Below are 17,356 nucleotides of genomic sequence, written 5' to 3' on the forward strand. Positions count from 1 at the left end.
ATGCGTTAGCGGATGCTTAGCTCAATAAGCAAAATACGTTAAAACTTAAAAGGCTCCCATAATGGGAGCCTTTTTGTTTTCTATTCTTTAAAGACTAAAGACTAAAGACTAAAGACTAAAGACTAAAGACTGAATATTGGCCATTGCGTCCTCGAGGGAAATCGAGCGACAGAGCCGTGTTTTGAGAAAGCCTAGCGGTAGGTCATGAAAGCGATAACGACGCCGGCAACCACAAGGCAACCGCCAATTCGGCGCAGTTGCGTGTCTGGCTGTTGGCTTAATTGAGCAACCATGTTTCTCCAGCCATTGGGTGCAATCAAGGGCCCCAGCCCTTCAACGATAAGAACAAGCCCGATTGCGAGCCAGATAGAATTAGACATGTTGCTGCCTTTTGCCTGTAAAAAGATAATAATATCAGCATCTTTACGGATCTTCGCGGTGTCATTGCAAATTTGCTTGTCGTTAGCTTTAACAATTATGAACAAAAAATGACTGCAAGAAATGTGATTCGGTGCTAGAATCCATTTTTAATTAGCAACAGAAATTGGAAAGATGGGAAATAACGTAGTCGTTCTAGGCACCCAATGGGGTGATGAAGGTAAAGGTAAAATCGTTGACCTTTTAACTGAAGATGCAAAATACGTGGTTCGCTACCAAGGCGGTCACAATGCAGGTCACACACTTGTAATTGACGGTGAAAAAACCGTTCTTCACTTAATTCCATCAGGTATCCTACGCAATAACGTTAAATGTGTTATTGGCAACGGTGTAGTATTATCGCCTGACGCACTTCTTAAAGAAATGAAACCTCTTGAAGATCGCGGTATCCCAGTACGTGAGCGTCTTTTCATCTCTGAAGCTTGTCCTCTAATTCTTCCGTACCACATTGCAATCGACAACGCGCGTGAAATCGCTCGTGGCGCTAAAGCTATCGGTACAACGGGTCGTGGTATCGGTCCTGCTTACGAAGATAAAGTTGCTCGTCGCGGTCTACGCGTTGGCGACCTTTTCGATAAAGAAGCATTTGCTGAGAAGCTAAAAGAAGTTATGGAATTCCACAACTTCCAACTAGAGCACTTCTACAAAGCTGAAACAGTAAGCTACGAAGAAGTTCTTGAGCAAGCGATGAGCTACGCAGACATGTTAACTGCGATGGTTATCGACGTAACTGACGAACTAGACGCAGCACGTAAGCGCGGCGACAAGATCATGTTCGAAGGTGCTCAAGGTACGCTACTAGATATCGACCACGGTACTTACCCATACGTAACGTCTTCTAACACGACTGCTGGTGGTGTTGCTGCAGGTTCTGGTTTTGGTCCTCGTCACATCGGTTACATCCTTGGTATTACTAAGGCTTACTGTACTCGTGTTGGTTCAGGTCCATTCCCAACTGAGCTATACGATGGCCTTGAAAAACAAGACCCAGTTGGTAAGCACCTAGGCGATGTTGGTCACGAGTTTGGCGCGACGACTGGTCGTCTACGCCGTACTGGTTGGTTCGATGCTGTTGCTATGCGTCGTGCAATCCAAATCAACTCTCTATCTGGTATCTGTCTAACTAAACTAGACGTTCTAGATGGCCTAGAAGAACTAAAAATCTGTACTGGTTACAAGATGAAAGATGGTTCTATCCTAGAAGTTTCTCCAATGGCTGCTGAGTCATTCGAAGAAGCGACGCCAATCTACGAAACAATGCCTGGTTGGTCTGAAAACACATTTGGTGCTAAATCTATCGACGCGCTTCCACAAGCTGCTCTAGATTACATCAAGCGTATCGAAGACTTAACTGGCGTTCCAATTGATATCGTATCAACTGGCCCAGATCGTAACGAAACTATCATCAAAGTTCACCCATACGGCGCATAATGCCCGCTGAGTGATTACCAGGCACTAACCGTGCTCTGATAATGAAATAGTTTTCTAAAAGCCGACTTTATTAAGTCGGCTTTTCAATACCTGCAATTTAGCCACGCACTCTTTGATGGTGATCTTTTAAGCGTCATCAGGCAAAATATTGCCCATTAGCGGCAAGTTTTGTCTAAAGCCGTCAGGGTTATTGCCGATACAGATATCATGGAAAGTGAAGTTCACCCTGTTTTGTGCGTGTAGAAATCCTCTGCGGCCCTCAATAGATAACTTTAGCGACAGATAATAGAGTGCAGGTATGAAGCTACGAATTGTAGCAGCTTCATTGATAATGGCGCTGAGCTCACCCTTGAGTCATGCAAATTTGACTGACGTGGGAGAGCCCGTTCCAATATATACAGAAGCTGAACTGATTAATTTAATCGAGAATAATCAACATCTAGAGCGAGTGAAAGCTGATAAGTGCCAGTTAGTTGAAGATATCGTTGCTCGTGCAACGCGTATTAGCTTGCCTTCTTATGAGTTTTTATACGGTGATATGTTGGCTTGGGGCGTGTGTGTTCCACAAGATGTCGAGCTTGGCATTTACTATATGGAAAACGCGGCGCATCAAGGTTTACCGGCTGCACTAGAGCAGCTAGGTCGTTATTATTCTCGTGGAACCTTGGTTCAACAAGACAAAGAGCGCGCGATTCCGTATTTACGTGAAGCGGCCTCTATGGGTAACCTAAGTGCGAGTATTCACCTAGCGGAACTCTTGCTGCGTGATTACGGTAGCCCGTTAGATTATGAAGATGCTTACCGCTGGTTATACAACTCGGTGACTGCGGATGATAGGCAACACAAACGCATCACCGTGCTTCGAAGCGGTTTGGAGCGGAGAATGCCAGACAATATTATTGCTCGAGCAAAACGCCGAGATGTGTTCTGGTAATGACGAATATTAATTAAGGTTAGATGGTGAACGACTGCACTCGTTAGCCATCTACTTGATATAGAAAGATATCGTATTAAAAAGGCCTCGTAGGTAAATACCTATGAGGCCTTTTTTGATCTTAACGGTAAACCGCTTATCTTACTCGGTGGCGTTATTGAACAACTTCACCAGATTCAATCACCGTCTTACGAACGACTTTAGTGAAATCGAGTGCTTCTTGGCGAATCTTATCTTCATCGACCGTTAGCATGTCGCGGTCTTGCATGATGATCTTACCGTCAACGATGGTGTGGCGAACGTTACCAGAATTAGCTGAGTAAACTAATGCCGAGTATGGGTTGTAGACTGGAACCATGTTTGGCGCTTTCGTATCGATCACTATGATGTCAGCGAGTTTGCCGGCTTCAAGAGAACCGATCTTATCTTCCATGTGTAGCGCTTTTGCTGCGCCCATTGTTGCCATGTCGATCACTTTGATCGGCGGCATTGCGGCACGATCTTTATTAACCAGTTTGTGAACTTTAGCGACTTGGTTGAACTCATCAATGGTGCTCAGTGTGTTACCAGACATTGGGCCATCAGTACCTAAACCAATACGAACGTTTTCGTCATACATCTTAAGCGCAGGAGATACGCCTTTTGCTGACTTGATGTTAGCACTCATGTTGTGAGCCACACCCATATCCGATTTTTTCACCAGCTCGATATCATGATCGTCAACAAGGATCATGTGTGCACCCACCAAGTTTTTGTTGAGTGCGCCAATGCTGTCCATGTATTGAACCGGTGATAGCCCATCTGAACGCTCGGCGATTTTCTCTTCTTCACGGTGTGATTCTGCTAGGTGAATCATTACTGGTACATCGAGCTCTAGAGAGAGCTTAGAGATCTTCTGCAGTATCTCTGTGGTGTTGGTGTAAGGCGCGTGTGGTGCAAACGCGGGTGTGATACGCGGGTGGTCTTTGTATTCTTCAATGAAATTCAGCGCGTATTGGATGCCTTCTTCCGCGTTGGCAGCGTCCGCTACTGGGAACTTAATCACGGTTTCACCAAGAATGGCACGCATACCGATCTTATCGACAGTTTTCGCAACTTCATCTTCGAAGTAGTACATGTCGGCGTAAGTCGTGACACCGCCTTTCACCATTTCAACGTTACCGAGATTAGCGCCAATGCGTACCATGTCTCGCGATACCAGTTTCTTCTCTAGAGGGAAGATATAACGGTGGAGACGGTCAGGCACATCATCGGCCAACGAACGGAAAACCGTCATCGATACGTGAGTATGAGTATTGATAAGACCCGGCATCACGATATCGCCATCCACGTCTAACACTTGTTTCGCTTGGTACTGCTTCTCTAGTGAAGCATCACCAACGGCAATGATTTTGTTGTCTTTTACGACAACAGTACCGCTCTCATAAACCGTTTTGTCTTGGTTCATGGTTAGAACCATCGCATCGGTAATCATCAAGTCAGCTTTTTCCATTGCTGAACTCGCAAATGGAAATAGAGCGAGGCTTGCCATTGCTGAAGCCAATAGGGTGCGTTTTAGTTTCATATCAATACTCAGAACAGGAGTTGGTAAAGTGTCGGGATAATAGTGTATTTCATTCATGGCGCAAACGTTTGTTTTATCGTTTGCTTGAAATTTTGATGATAGTCCGCCTCTATGAAGCGATGTTTCACAAAGTGAAGATATGTATCAATCTTAGGTTATTTTAGGCTTTTCCAAAGCATATCTGTAGCTTACCCCTAGCATCAGATATACTAGGGGTATATACATTCCTTGCTTAAGCAGGCCCGCCTATGTCAAAAAACACACCAATGTCAGAAAACACGACAGCGACAACCACTGTTGATCCTTTTGCCGACCGAGAGTCGAAAAATTACGAAAACCCAGTACCAAGCCGAGAGTTCATTATTTCGTTTCTAACAGACGCGAATATCCCAATGAACCGTAACGATCTATTCGAAGCTTTGGGTTTGGCTGGAGAGGAACAATATGAAGGGCTGCGTCGTCGTTTACGTGCAATGGAACGTGATGGACAGCTTATCTTTACCCGTCGTCAGTGCTACGCATTGCCTGAGAAGATGGAATTGATTAAAGGCTATGTGATTGGTCATAAAGACGGTCATGGTTGGGTTCGCCCAGACGGCAGTGTGGGTAAAGACAATGATATCGTGTTGCCGCATCACCAGATGAAAACCATCATGCACGGTGATTACGTACTGGCTCAGCCTACTGACAACAGTAAACGTGGTCGTCGTGAAGGTCGTTTGGTTCGTGTTCTTGAAGAGCGCAAAACGCCACTTGTTGGTCGCTTCTTCCTAGAATATGGCCATTCTTACGTGGTTGCTGATGATTCTCGTATTAGTCACGACATCCAGATCCCTACCGAGCATAAAGGCGGTGCTCGAATGGGTAATGTGGTTGTGATTGAAATTACGGATCGTGGTGGACGTTCTCGTAACATGATGGGTAAAGTGACCGAAGTTCTTGGTGAAAACATGGCTCCGGGTATGGAAACGCAGATCGCGATCCGTACTCACCAGATCCCACAAGAGTGGCCTGAAGCGGTAGATAAGCAAATCGTAAACCTCGGTGAGCATGTTCCCGAAGAAGCAAAAGAAGGACGTGTTGATCTACGCAAACTGCCATTGGTTACCATTGATGGTGAAGATGCGCGTGACTTCGATGATGCGGTTTACTGTGAAGCGAAGAAAGGCGGAGGCTGGCGCCTGTGGGTAGCGATTGCTGACGTAAGTTACTACGTTCGCCCAGATACCGCGCTAGACAAAGAAGCGATTAACCGTGGTAACTCGGTATACTTCCCGTCACAAGTTGTGCCAATGCTGCCAGAAGTCCTTTCTAATGGCCTATGTTCATTGAACCCTCAAGTCGACCGTTTATGTATGGTGTGTGAGATGACTATCTCAGACAAAGGTAAACTGTCGGGTTACAAGCACTACGAAGCGGTAATGAACTCTCATGCCCGTCTGACTTACAACAAAGTTGGCGCTATCTTAGATGGCAATGAAGAACTTCGTGAGCGTTACGAGCCTGAAGTACCACATCTTGAAGAGCTTCATAAGATGTACAAGGTACTTAAGAAAACGCGTGATGAACGTGGTGCGATTGAGTTTGAAACGGTAGAAACTAAGTTTATCTTCAATGCGGATCGTAAGATTGACCGTATTGAACCCGTCATCCGTAACGATGCACACAAGATCATTGAAGAGTGTATGATTCTTGCGAACATCGCATCGGCGTCTTACGTAGAAAAAGCGAAAGAACCTGCACTGTACCGTGTTCACGATACTCCGGGAGAAGAGCGCTTAACTGGCTTTAAGAGTTTCCTTAGTGAGCTAGGTTTAACGCTGGAAGGTGGCCTGTCGCCATCACCAGTAGACTATGCACAACTGATGCAACAGATTAATGAGCGTGAAGATCGTGAGTTAATCCAAACCATGCTACTGCGCTCGATGAAGCAAGCGGTATACAACGCGGACAACGCAGGTCACTTTGGTTTAGCTCTTAAACGCTATGCTCACTTTACCTCGCCAATTCGTCGTTACCCAGATTTGCTATTGCACCGCGCGATTAAGTACCTTATTGCGAAAGAAGAAGGCCGTCAGAGTGAGCGTTGGACGCCAACCGGTGGTTACCACTACACTTTCGATGATATGGACTTCTACGGCGAGCAGTGTTCAATGACTGAGCGTCGTGCTGATGATGCTACGCGTGAAGTGAACGACTGGCTGAAGTGTGAGTACATGCAAGACCATGTCGGCGAAGTGATGGATGGCGTAATTGCTAACGTGACTGGCTTCGGTTTCTTTGTTCGTCTTACTGAACTGCACATCGATGGCTTGGTACATATCTCAGCGCTAGCGAATGATTACTACCAATTTGATGCTGTTGGTCAGCGTTTAGTCGGTGAAAGCTCAGGTAACATCTACCGCTTGGGTGATTCGGTTAAAGTGAAGGTTTCTGCGGTTAATCTAGAAACTCGCCAAATCGACTTTGATTTAGAAGACACAGATCGTCAGCCTCGTGGTAAAGGTAAAACGGCCAAGAAGCGTGCAGCTGAAGCGATGAAAAAGGCGAAAAGCAAAAAGCGTTCAGCGGTGAAGAGTAATAAGCCGGGCGCACCTGCGACGCCTTTAGTTGAACCTACTAAGCGACCAGACGGTAGCTCTGAAAGTTCAGCTAAGAAGAAGTCAGCGAATAAAACCGGTGCTGCGAAGGCGCGAGCTAAGAAAAAGCGTACCGCAAGTCGTAAGCCAAAGGCTGATAAGTCTTAAGCTATCGTTTTACAATGACAGCAAGGCTTAACGTCTAACGAATTTAAATGCGAGAGTATCAGGCGCAAGACGCATACTCTCGAAATAAACAACACAGGGGTGGGTGCATCGGGTTTGATGCCTTCATCTCTGAGCAATAAGAGTAACCAGAGACAATGAGTAACGAATTTATTTACGGTATTCACGCGGTGAAAGCCGTACTAGAAAAAGATCCAGCGCGCTTTATTGAAGCGTACGTGCTTAAAGGTCGTCAAGACGATCGTCTTCTTCCATTACTGAATCAACTGCAGCAATTTGGTGTGTCGATTCAACAAATGGGCCGTAAGCCGCTTGATGAAAAAGCACAGGGTGCAAATCACCAAGGTCTTATTGCTAAGGTGAAGCCTGCTAAGCAGCTTAATGAAACTCACCTAGACGATATCCTAGCGCAGCACGAACAGCCTCTGTTGTTGGTTCTAGATGGCGTAACTGACCCTCATAACCTAGGTGCTTGTCTACGTAACGCGGATGCTGCGGGTGTGGCGGCTGTTATCGTACCTAAAGATCGCTCTTCACCGCTAACGGCAACCGTAAGCAAGGTTGCTTGTGGCGCCGCTGAAACCGTTCCTCTAGTACGCGTAACCAACCTAGCTCGTACAATGCGTGCACTGCAAGAGCAGGGTGTATGGTTCGTGGGTACCGCAGGTGAAGCAACGCATGATATCTATCAAGCGAAGCTAACGGGTCCTCTTGCGGTAGTTATGGGTGCAGAAGGTGACGGTATGCGTCGTCTAACGCGTGAAACCTGTGATGACCTGATTAAGATCCCAATGTCAGGCAGCGTGTCGAGCCTAAACGTTTCGGTAGCATCAGGCATCTGTCTGTTCGAAGCGGTACGTCAGCGCCTAGCTCAATAGCGTTAAGCTGAGTCAAAAGGCAAAACGACTCTAAGTCTATGAATTTATTAACGCTCACCACTTGCTGGTGGGCGTTTCTTTTTAGGGCGTAGAGTGACAAATTGACAGAATCACAGATGGCTAGATGGCGAAAGAAAAACTGTTTCATTATTAGCCAAATACCGCTTGCCAATACCGGGTTCTTTCTATAATATTTGCCGTCCTTAAAACTCGGTCATTTTTCTTTAGTTCCTTGCTTCCCTTGGACGACCGAGCCTTTCGTGGAAGCTAATAATCCGTAAGGAGCAACCAAATGCGTCATTATGAAATCGTATTCATGGTTCACCCTGATCAAAGCGAGCAAGTTGCTGGCATGATCGAGCGTTACACTGGTTCAATCACTGAAGCTGGCGGTACTATCCACCGTCTAGAAGACTGGGGCCGCCGTCAAATGGCTTACCCAATCAACAAACTTCACAAAGCTCACTACGTTCTTATGAACGTTGAAGCTGGCCAAGAAGTGATGGACGAGCTAGAAACTGCTTTCCGTTTTAACGATGCAGTTCTACGTAACATGATCATGCGCACTAAAGGCGCTGTGACTGAGCAATCTATCATGCTTAAGCAAAAAGAAGAGCGTGCAGAGCGTGCTCCTCGTCGTGATGACCGTGAAGAACGTGCACCACGTCGTGAAGAAGAAGCTAAGCCAGAAGCTGCTGCTGAGTAATTCTTTTTTGGCCTTTTAGGTCATTAAATTTTATTCAACTCGTTTAGGTATTTTCACTACAAGCATTTGCTTACGCTTATTTATAAGCCTGTGTTAATACCGCATTATTAAATTTAGATCAGGAGATAGCCCATGGCTCGTTTCTTCCGTCGTCGTAAATTCTGCCGTTTTACTGCAGAAGGCGTACAAGAGATTGACTACAAAGACGTAGCAACTCTAAAAAACTACATCACTGAAGCTGGTAAAATTGTACCTAGCCGTATCACTGGTACAAGTGCTAAATACCAACGTCAGCTAGCTCGCGCTATCAAGCGTTCTCGTTACCTAGCTCTACTACCGTACACTGACAAGCATCAGTAATCGGTAATAGTTAACAATAGTTTAAGAGGACTAAGATAATGCAAGTTATTCTACTTGATAAAATCGGTAACCTAGGTGGCCTTGGCGACCAAGTAAACGTTAAATCTGGTTACGCTCGTAACTTCCTTATCCCACAGGGTAAAGTAGTTATGGCAACTAAAGACAACGTTGCTATGTTCGAAACTCGCCGTGCTGAACTAGAAGCTAAAGTTGCTGAGCAACTAGCTGCTGCAGAAGCTCGCGCAGAGACAGTTAACACTCTAGAAGGCGTTACAATCGCTTCTAAAGCTGGTGACGAAGGCAAACTATTCGGTTCTATCGGTACTCGTGACATCGCAGATGCTATTACAGCAGCTGGTGTTGCAGTAGTTAAGAGCGAAGTACGCCTACCTGAAGGCGCTCTACGTAACATCGGCGAATTCGAAGTAAGCATCCAACTTCACTCTGAAGTTTTTGCTACTGCGAAAATCGCTATCGTTGCAGCTGAGTAATTTCAGTACCAAGACGAATTCTTTCTTTTGAAAGTTTTAAACACCAGCTTCGGCTGGTGTTTTTTTATGTCTGAAATATAGGAAAACATAGCGAAGGGGTTATGGTAAGTAAAAAGCTTACAGTGATCCAAAAGCTGTTATTGCTGAACAGGCTGTTCTCAAGGTTAGAAGTGGCCTTAAGATTAGAATTGCTCTTGAGACTAGAACTGCTCTTGAGATTAGAATAGTTCTTGAGACTAGAACTACTCTTGAAACTAGAGCTGCTCTTGAGATTAGAACTGCTCTTGAAACTAGAGTTGCTCTTGAGATTAGAACTGAAAGAGCAGGTTAATCGACAGCACAGAGTCTTCTTTGCTTAATCCGTGAGGCACTTTATCGTGGTATTGACGAGAGTGAGCAATCTTCAGTGCGATATTGTCAGTAATATCGTTGATCGCTTCTAATTCAGTATCAAATTTCAGGTTACTGTGGCCAGATACTAACGTCACATCAGCCTTGAGCTGCAAATTCTTCAACACCTGCCATGATGTATTCACATTGCCACGGAAAATCGCCTCTTCAACAATCTCTGGGAAGATGATGTCATCGTCGTCCAATTCATCGAGATTCGGTTCTTGGTAACGAAAACCCGGTCCGACTTCGACTTCCAGCACAAACTCTTCAGTGTTCGAGAACTGATAACCCAAACCACTAGAGATTGTGTAGTCTTTAAAGTAAGCACTGTATCGTGAATCGACACCTTTGAAGCTGCCGTAAAGGTAGGTTTTAGGGCTTAACTTGTAGTCACTCTGAGCCGAGTAAGTCGATTGTCTTTTATCTTCTTCACCGTCTTTGTAGAGGTTGTAGTATTTCCATTCGCCACTGGTTCTGTGACGGCCAGCCGTATACTCACCATTTAGGCGGGCATTTAGCGATCGTGAATCAGAATTACCAGTATGCGACTGATACCCAAATTCGACTTCCGTCTTGAGTGGGTTCGGCAGTTCGGTGTCACTCGTATCACTTGGTGCGATATCCATATCTTTTTCAGGTGTCGGTGCAACGACGATCGGCTCAACAGTAGGTTCTGAAACTACTATAGAGTCGAGGATTGCATCGACAGAGGCTTTAGCATCATCATCAGCTAAGGCCAACGGAGAGCTCAGAAGGCTGGTGCTTAGAAGACCAGAGCTTAGAAGACCAGTGCTCAGAGCCAATAATTTGGACACGCATACCTCTAGTTATACAGTGAGTGAATGGCAGGATCGTAATCCTACCCTTGGTTAATTCCGTCAGCAATAGGTAAATTCTTCCTGAAGAATAAAACAAACGCTTAGGAACGGATTACAAATGAGTGTTCTTGGGTATAATGAACGATCATTATTAGTTATTGAGTGTAGTCATAGTGGATACCAAAAGTCAGAAATCAGCCAACGATCAGGTGGACGCCATCAAAGTCCCACCACATTCATTAGAAGCTGAGCAATCTGTTATTGGCGGTTTGTTATTGGATAACGAACGCTGGGATACAGTTGCGGAAAAGGTTGTGGCCAAAGACTTTTATAGCCGTCCTCACCGTCTGATCTTTGAAGCGGTAAAGGATATCCTTGAAGAAAGTTCTCCTCTGGACCTGATTACACTCTCTGAACATTTAGAGCTTCGTGAGCAGCTAGAAGACGTAGGTGGCTTTGCTTACCTTGCTGACTTAGCCAAAAACACCCCAAGTGCCGCTAACATTAATGCGTATGCAGATATCGTGGCACAGCGAGCACTGGTTCGTAGCTTGATCGGTGTGGCGAATGAGATCGCCGATTCTGGTTATGACCCTCAAGGTCGTACATCGGAAGAGCTGGTTGATCTTGCTGAAAGTAAAGTCTTCGCGATTGCAGAAGGCCGAGCAAGTGAAAACGAAGGTCCACAAAACGTTGATAGCATTCTCGAGAAGACGCTAGAACGTATCGAAATCTTATATAAATCGCCACAAGATGGTGTTACTGGTGTCGATACTGGCTTTAACGACCTCAACAAGAAGACAGCAGGCCTACAGGGTTCTGACTTAATCATTGTTGCTGCGCGTCCATCGATGGGTAAAACCACCTTTGCGATGAACTTGTGTGAAAACGCGGCGATGAAGCAAGATAAGCCGGTGTTAATCTTCTCTCTTGAGATGCCAGCCGAACAGCTGATGATGCGTATGCTTGCGTCACTTTCTCGTGTCGACCAAACCAAGATTCGTACCGGTCAATTAGACGATGAAGATTGGGCTCGTATTTCGTCGAGTATGGGTATTCTGATGGATAAGAAGAATATGTATATCGATGATAGCTCGGGTCTAACGCCAACCGAAGTGCGTTCTCGTGCTCGACGTATTGCTCGTGAACACGATGGTATCTCTATGATCATGATAGATTACCTTCAATTAATGCGTGTTCCTTCATTATCAGATAACCGTACTCTTGAAATTGCCGAGATTTCTCGCTCATTGAAAGCGTTGGCGAAAGAACTGAACGTTCCGGTTGTGGCACTTTCTCAGCTTAACCGTTCCCTAGAGCAACGTGCTGATAAGCGCCCAGTTAACTCGGATTTGCGTGAATCAGGTTCTATCGAGCAGGATGCCGATTTGATCATGTTTATCTATCGTGATGAGGTTTATAACCCTGATAGTTCACTGAAAGGCATCGCAGAGATCATCCTTGGTAAGCAACGTAACGGTCCTATCGGTTCCGTTCGTTTGACATTCCAAGGTCAACACTCCCGATTTGATAACTATGCAGGCCCTGCATTTGATGATGAGTAATCGCTAATGACTTACATGAAAGCAGCGACGGCAAGCATTGACTTAAACGCGCTCGAACATAACTTGAACCAAATAAAGTCGAAGGCTCCACAGTGTAAAGTTATGTCGGTTGTGAAAGCGAATGGCTACGGGCACGGCTTACTGCATATCGCCAAGCACTCTAAGAACTCAGATGCTTTTGGTGTGGCGCGTATTGAAGAAGCCTTACAACTGCGAGCTGGTGGTATTGTTAAACCCATTTTGTTGCTGGAAGGTTTTTACTCTTCGGGTGATTTACCCATCCTGGTGACCAATAACATTCAAACCGTGGTGCATTGTGAAGAGCAATTAAGCGCGCTAGAGAATGCAGATTTGGAAACCCCTGTTGTGGTATGGCTTAAAGTCGACAGTGGCATGCACCGATTAGGTGTTCGTCCTGAGCAATACCAAAACTTTGTTGAGCGTTTGCATCAATGTGCGAATGTTGCCAAACCTCTACGTTACATGAGCCACTTCGGTTGTGCTGATGAACTTGATAGAGCGACCACCGTTGAACAGACTGAGCTTTTCTTATCTCTCACTGACGGTTGTGAAGGTGAGCGTTCACTTGCTGCCTCTGCGGGTCTATTGGCTTGGCCTAACAGCCACCTTGATTGGGTTCGTCCGGGAATCATCTCTTACGGTGTTTCGCCTTTTGCTGATAAATCGGCACAAGAACTTGGCTTTAAGCCTGTGATGACTCTGACCTCACATCTGATTGCGGTTCGTGATGTTAAAGCGGGTGAAAGCGTAGGTTATGGCGCTAACTGGACCAGTGAACGTGATACCAAGGTTGGCGTGATCGCGATTGGTTACGGTGATGGTTATCCACGCATGGCTCCTAACGGCACTCCAGTGTTCGTTAATGGACGAAAAGTACCGATCGCAGGACGTGTGTCAATGGACATGCTAACGGTTGACCTTGGCCCTGATGCTGCAGATAAAGTCGGTCATGAAGCGACATTATGGGGTAAAGATTTACCTTCAGAAGAAGTCGCAGAACATATCGGCACTATCGCGTACGAGCTAGTCACTAAGCTGACTTCGCGTGTTGCGATGGAGTATGTGAAGTAGCTATGGATTTTGTAAACTAAATGATGTTCAAGCGAACTACTCGACACTGGCTAACGTCAGCTATGGCATTGCTCGGTGTCAGTTTTTCTTCTTCTGTCTTGAGCGAAGAAAAAGATTCAGCCTTTGTCCCTTTCTATTTTAGTACTGAAACTTTGGGCAATACCTTTGGGGTTGCGGGTGTCGCAAAGGGTGTTTGGCAACCTCAAGCCGCTCTGTTTGGTATGGCACTCTATTCAGACAAAGACAGTTATGTCGGTTTTCTATCTGCCTTTAACTACGCTTTGTCTGAGAATGTTTTATTCAGTACTCAGATGTACCAAGCACGCTTCAACGACAATCCTTATTACATTGGCTCTCAAGGCGATAACGATTCATCTATTGATGATAAAACCATTGCCGATGGCTTAGAGCAAAACTATCAGTTTGAATTCAAGTATTTGCTACCTTGGGGCAATGTTGCAGAACATGGCTTGTTAGGGGCTTTTCAGCCAATCAAAGATGTGAGCTTTGCTTCGCCCGTCGAGTCGGGTGTCAGTTCGATTATCTTCACGCCTTTTTACACGGCTCGTGAGCTAGAAGGTTTAAATAATACTGAAGAGGCGACAGGCTTTAGTCTGGCATTGGATTGGGATAACCGTGATAGCACACGTAACCCAACCACGGGCTCTCATACTAACCTTGAATTCACGACCGGCGCAGAAAGCTGGTCTAACGATGATTTATGGTTGAAGTGGACGTTCCAAAACAGTCAGTACTTCGCATTAGGCCCTTTAGGGGACCTGTTCGACCAACAAGTCGTGGCACTCGATTTCTATACCGCTGATACACCAACCTGGGATAACTGTTCTGGGCAAGATTGTGCTCGTCCACCGGAAACGGAACAAGCTCGATTGGGTGGTTTATATCGCTTACGAGGCTATACCGGAGGTCGCTACCACGGACGTGCTGCGGTTCATTACTCTGCTGAGTACCGAGTGATTCCTGACTGGCAACCTTTGGGTGATATCCCACTGATTAACTACTACGATTTGCCTTGGTGGCAATGGGTGGCGTTTGCCGAAGTCGGGCGCGTTGCGGATGAGTACGATATAAAAACACTGCACTCGGATATGAAATGGAGTCTAGGCGGCGCGGTTCGTTTCCAAGTAGAGGGTATTGTTGTTCGTGCTGAGTTAGCTCGAGGTGGTGATGAAGGGACCTTTAGGGTCATGATAAACCAGCCTTTCTAATCTGGTTTTACTAACTCGAATATCTCATATTTTAAAAGGGTGGCACATAACTGTGTCACCCTTTTTTGTTTTCTATCATTATGTTTTTAATGATGTTTTATAGCTGGTTACTTAAGGTTATTCACCTTGAATGGTCGCAATAACCGTACGGCTTCCACCACAATCTCGGTGCTCTCCTAAGTAAATGCCCTGCCATGTTCCCAAAGCTAAACGACCATTAGTGATAGGTATTGTCACACTGGTGCCAAGTGTCGATGCTTTAATGTGGGCTGGCATGTCATCATCGCCTTCATAGGTGTGTCTGTAGTAGGGTGCTCGCTCAGGTACAAACTTATTAAAGTGTGATTCCATATCGGTACGGACGGTAGGATCAGCGTTCTCGTTTAGCGTGAGGCTGGCAGAGGTATGTTGGATAAAAAGATGTAATAAACCAACAGATAGAGAATTGATATCGTGTATCTGTTGTTCAATTTCATCAGTAATGAGATGAAATCCACGCTTTCGTGCATTTAGGTGTATAGTCTTCTGAATCCACATACGCCATCCTTTATAATGTATTTGGAAAAAAAGTGGTTTAACGCTATCTTTTGAACTTGAATTTATCAGGTATCGCTCACATTTAATTATGTTAGAGCTAGAGTCTGTACCGATTCTTGTATCAGGAAATCGAATCCTGATTTATCTCAAGGTACAGCTCTTCATATGCGGCATAATACGTCGTGAAAAAAAATTACAAAGAATCTTTCAGTGGTGACGCGGTTTGGTCATCACAGAAAAATATAAACTTTCGCCTAATCGGGGGTTCTATTCATCACCCAGGTGACGTTTAGAATAAAACCTACAGTAACATCGGGATAGATACCATGTTGAAAAATATCAACCCAACGCAAACACAAGCGTGGAAAGCTCTAACTGCACATTTTGAGTCTGCTCAAGATATGGATATGAAAGAGCTGTTTGCTCAAGATGCAAAGCGTTTCGAGAGCTTTTCTACTCGTTTCGGTTCTGACATCTTAGTGGATTACTCTAAGAACCTTATCGATGCTGAAACGATGCAGCACCTATTTGCTCTTGCGAACGAGACTGAAGTTAAGTCTGCAATCGAAGCAATGTTCGGCGGTGATGCAATCAACAAGACTGAAGGTCGTTCAGTACTTCACACTGCTCTACGTAACCGTAGCGACAACCCAGTAATGGTTGATGGCAAAGACGTAATGCCAGCAGTGAACGCAGTACTAGCAAAAATGGAACTGTTCACGCACCGCATCGTTTCTGGTGAGTGGAAAGGTTACACAGGTAAAGAGATCACAGATGTAGTTAACATCGGTATCGGCGGTTCGGACCTTGGTCCATACATGGTGACTGAAGCACTTACGCCATACAAAACTCGCCTGAACATGCACTTTGTTTCTAACGTAGATGGCACTCACATTGTTGAGACACTTAAGCCTCTTAACCCAGAGACAACGTTGTTCCTAGTAGCATCTAAGACATTTACGACTCAAGAAACAATGACGAATGCACACTCTGCTCGTGATTGGTTCCTGGCTGAAGCGGGTGATGACGCACACGTAGCTAAGCACTTCGCAGCGCTATCAACTAACGCAACATCAGTTGCTGAGTTTGGTATTGATACTGACAACATGTTCGAATTTTGGGACTGGGTTGGTGGTCGTTACTCACTATGGTCTGCAATCGGCCTTTCTATCTCTCTTTCTATCGGCTTCGATAACTTCGCTGAGCTACTAGACGGCGCACACGAGATGGATAACCACTTTGCTTCAACTGAGTTTGAAAGCAACATTCCAGTGATTCTTGCTCTTATTGGTGTTTGGTACAACAACTTCCATGGCGCTGAGTCAGAAGCGATTCTACCTTACGATCAGTACATGCACCGTTTTGCTGCTTACTTCCAGCAAGGTAACATGGAATCAAACGGTAAGTTTGTTGACCGTGAAGGCAACCCAGTAGAATACCAAACAGGTCCTATCATCTGGGGTGAACCTGGTACTAACGGCCAACACGCTTTCTACCAACTGATTCACCAAGGCACTAAGCTGATCCCATCAGACTTTATTGCTCCTGCTATCAGCCACAACCCAGCATCTGATCATCACCAGAAGCTAATGTCTAACTTCTTTGCTCAAACTGAAGCACTAGCATTCGGTAAGACAAGAGAGACAGTGGAAGCTGAATTCCTAGCGGCTGGTAAAACAGCTGAAGAAGCAGCTGAACTTGCGCCTTTCAAAGTGTTTGAAGGTAACCGTCCAACGAACTCTATTCTTGTTAAGCAAATCAACCCTCGCTCTTTAGGTAACCTAATCGCGATGTACGAGCACAAGATCTTTGTTCAAGGCGTTATCTGGAACATCTTCAGCTTCGACCAATGGGGTGTAGAACTTGGTAAGCAACTAGCAAACCAAATTCTTCCAGAGCTTGCTGACGATGCTCAAGTAACCTCTCACGACAGCTCAACTAACGGTCTAATCAACGCATTTAAAGCGCTGAAAGCTTAAGACTGTTTAAGTAACACCAAGTAATAACTGTAAACGCCAACCTTTCGGTTTAATGCCGATCGTTTAAGAAGACTTGAACGATCTTGCAGTTAGCAGATAATCCCCATCAACAACGTTGATGGGGATTTTTTTATGCTTGAACAAGAATTAGCAATGGCACACGAGACCATTGAAGA

15 protein-coding genes are annotated in these 17,356 nt (G+C 45.3%); 11 read left to right on the top strand and 4 right to left on the bottom strand.

All coding sequences use genetic code 11. The annotated features are described in order from the left end of the window. Positions 1 to 191: 191 nt before the first annotated feature. Entirely contained in the window at positions 192 to 380 is a 189-nt protein-coding gene (locus L3V36_RS19875; protein ID WP_026012244.1) for a DUF2065 domain-containing protein, read from the bottom strand. A 172-nt stretch (positions 381 to 552) separates the two neighbouring features. On the opposite strand from L3V36_RS19875, the gene L3V36_RS19880 reads away from it, so the two are divergent. Beyond that, positions 553 to 1,869, top strand: coding sequence for an adenylosuccinate synthase (locus tag L3V36_RS19880; RefSeq protein ID WP_017078237.1), 1,317 nt, complete (start codon positions 553 to 555; stop codon positions 1,867 to 1,869). 298 nt (positions 1,870 to 2,167) lie between these two features. Beyond that, on the top strand, positions 2,168 to 2,803 hold the full coding sequence (locus L3V36_RS19885; protein WP_065682095.1) for a tetratricopeptide repeat protein: 636 nt from the start codon (positions 2,168 to 2,170) through the stop codon (positions 2,801 to 2,803). A 154-nt stretch (positions 2,804 to 2,957) separates the two neighbouring features. Here L3V36_RS19885 and L3V36_RS19890 read toward each other — a convergent pair whose 3' ends face one another. Continuing rightward, positions 2,958 to 4,367 carry an amidohydrolase gene (locus L3V36_RS19890; RefSeq protein WP_029224282.1) on the bottom strand — a complete coding sequence of 470 codons (1,410 nt, stop codon included), beginning with the start codon at positions 4,365 to 4,367 and terminating at the stop codon, positions 2,958 to 2,960. Positions 4,368 to 4,615: 248 nt separating this feature from the next. On the opposite strand from L3V36_RS19890, the gene rnr reads away from it, so the two are divergent. From rnr to rplI, 5 genes are all read left to right on the top strand, one after another. Beyond that, positions 4,616 to 7,114, top strand: coding sequence for a ribonuclease R (rnr, locus tag L3V36_RS19895; RefSeq protein WP_065682096.1), 2,499 nt, complete (start codon positions 4,616 to 4,618; stop codon positions 7,112 to 7,114). Between the two features lie 155 nt (positions 7,115 to 7,269). Continuing rightward, entirely contained in the window at positions 7,270 to 8,010 is a 741-nt protein-coding gene (gene rlmB, locus L3V36_RS19900; protein WP_004735856.1) for a 23S rRNA (guanosine(2251)-2'-O)-methyltransferase RlmB, read from the top strand. Between the two features lie 292 nt (positions 8,011 to 8,302). Continuing rightward, positions 8,303 to 8,716 (top strand): 30S ribosomal protein S6, encoded by a 414-nt coding sequence (gene rpsF, locus L3V36_RS19905; protein ID WP_004735855.1) that lies wholly within the window; start codon positions 8,303 to 8,305, stop codon positions 8,714 to 8,716. Between the two features lie 132 nt (positions 8,717 to 8,848). Next, positions 8,849 to 9,076: a 30S ribosomal protein S18 gene (gene rpsR / locus L3V36_RS19910; protein ID WP_000090472.1), complete on the top strand. Its 228-nt coding sequence runs from the start codon at positions 8,849 to 8,851 to the stop codon at positions 9,074 to 9,076. A gap of 38 nt (positions 9,077 to 9,114) precedes the next feature. Continuing rightward, positions 9,115 to 9,567 carry a 50S ribosomal protein L9 gene (gene rplI / locus L3V36_RS19915; protein ID WP_004735854.1) on the top strand — a complete coding sequence of 151 codons (453 nt, stop codon included), beginning with the start codon at positions 9,115 to 9,117 and terminating at the stop codon, positions 9,565 to 9,567. Positions 9,568 to 9,875: 308 nt separating this feature from the next. On the opposite strand, the gene L3V36_RS19920 is transcribed toward rplI, so the two are convergent. Beyond that, positions 9,876 to 10,775 (bottom strand): DUF481 domain-containing protein, encoded by a 900-nt coding sequence (locus tag L3V36_RS19920; RefSeq protein ID WP_029222163.1) that lies wholly within the window; start codon positions 10,773 to 10,775, stop codon positions 9,876 to 9,878. 176 nt (positions 10,776 to 10,951) lie between these two features. Between L3V36_RS19920 and L3V36_RS19925 the strand changes: the two genes are divergently transcribed. The 3 genes from L3V36_RS19925 to L3V36_RS19935 are packed head-to-tail and all read left to right on the top strand — an operon-like array spanning position 10,952 to position 14,664. After that, positions 10,952 to 12,343: a replicative DNA helicase gene (locus L3V36_RS19925; RefSeq protein ID WP_004735852.1), complete on the top strand. Its 1,392-nt coding sequence runs from the start codon at positions 10,952 to 10,954 to the stop codon at positions 12,341 to 12,343. Positions 12,344 to 12,349: 6 nt separating this feature from the next. Then, positions 12,350 to 13,435 (top strand): alanine racemase, encoded by a 1,086-nt coding sequence (alr, locus tag L3V36_RS19930; protein ID WP_208775704.1) that lies wholly within the window; start codon positions 12,350 to 12,352, stop codon positions 13,433 to 13,435. A 23-nt stretch (positions 13,436 to 13,458) separates the two neighbouring features. Continuing rightward, a complete protein-coding gene (locus L3V36_RS19935) occupies positions 13,459 to 14,664 on the top strand; it encodes a BamA/TamA family outer membrane protein (protein ID WP_102463277.1) in 1,206 nt (401 codons plus the stop codon). A gap of 117 nt (positions 14,665 to 14,781) precedes the next feature. On the opposite strand, the gene L3V36_RS19940 is transcribed toward L3V36_RS19935, so the two are convergent. Then, the gene (locus L3V36_RS19940; RefSeq protein ID WP_076645754.1) at positions 14,782 to 15,201 is read right to left on the bottom strand and encodes a secondary thiamine-phosphate synthase enzyme YjbQ; all 420 of its coding nucleotides are present in this window, start codon (positions 15,199 to 15,201) and stop codon (positions 14,782 to 14,784) included. 326 nt (positions 15,202 to 15,527) lie between these two features. On the opposite strand from L3V36_RS19940, the gene pgi reads away from it, so the two are divergent. Next, the gene (gene pgi, locus L3V36_RS19945; RefSeq protein WP_017095293.1) at positions 15,528 to 17,180 is read left to right on the top strand and encodes a glucose-6-phosphate isomerase; all 1,653 of its coding nucleotides are present in this window, start codon (positions 15,528 to 15,530) and stop codon (positions 17,178 to 17,180) included. Positions 17,181 to 17,356: the final 176 nt, after the last annotated feature.

Source organism: Vibrio sp. G-C-1 (assembly GCF_021728015.1).
GTDB classification, from domain to species: domain Bacteria; phylum Pseudomonadota; class Gammaproteobacteria; order Enterobacterales; family Vibrionaceae; genus Vibrio; species Vibrio splendidus.

What these genes read in the sequence shown, in the direction of transcription:
- L3V36_RS19875 (WP_026012244.1), bottom strand. Translation starts at nt 380, where the DNA reads ATGTCTAATTCTATCTGGCTCGCAATCGGGCTTGTTCTTATCGTTGAA.
- L3V36_RS19880 (WP_017078237.1), top strand. Translation starts at nt 553, where the DNA reads ATGGGAAATAACGTAGTCGTTCTAGGCACCCAATGGGGTGATGAAGGT.
- L3V36_RS19885 (WP_065682095.1), top strand. Translation starts at nt 2,168, where the DNA reads ATGAAGCTACGAATTGTAGCAGCTTCATTGATAATGGCGCTGAGCTCA.
- L3V36_RS19890 (WP_029224282.1), bottom strand. Translation starts at nt 4,367, where the DNA reads ATGAAACTAAAACGCACCCTATTGGCTTCAGCAATGGCAAGCCTCGCT.
- rnr (WP_065682096.1), top strand. Translation starts at nt 4,616, where the DNA reads ATGTCAAAAAACACACCAATGTCAGAAAACACGACAGCGACAACCACT.
- rlmB (WP_004735856.1), top strand. Translation starts at nt 7,270, where the DNA reads ATGAGTAACGAATTTATTTACGGTATTCACGCGGTGAAAGCCGTACTA.
- rpsF (WP_004735855.1), top strand. Translation starts at nt 8,303, where the DNA reads ATGCGTCATTATGAAATCGTATTCATGGTTCACCCTGATCAAAGCGAG.
- rpsR (WP_000090472.1), top strand. Translation starts at nt 8,849, where the DNA reads ATGGCTCGTTTCTTCCGTCGTCGTAAATTCTGCCGTTTTACTGCAGAA.
- rplI (WP_004735854.1), top strand. Translation starts at nt 9,115, where the DNA reads ATGCAAGTTATTCTACTTGATAAAATCGGTAACCTAGGTGGCCTTGGC.
- alr (WP_208775704.1), top strand. Translation starts at nt 12,350, where the DNA reads ATGACTTACATGAAAGCAGCGACGGCAAGCATTGACTTAAACGCGCTC.
- L3V36_RS19935 (WP_102463277.1), top strand. Translation starts at nt 13,459, where the DNA reads ATGTTCAAGCGAACTACTCGACACTGGCTAACGTCAGCTATGGCATTG.
- L3V36_RS19940 (WP_076645754.1), bottom strand. Translation starts at nt 15,201, where the DNA reads ATGTGGATTCAGAAGACTATACACCTAAATGCACGAAAGCGTGGATTT.
- pgi (WP_017095293.1), top strand. Translation starts at nt 15,528, where the DNA reads ATGTTGAAAAATATCAACCCAACGCAAACACAAGCGTGGAAAGCTCTA.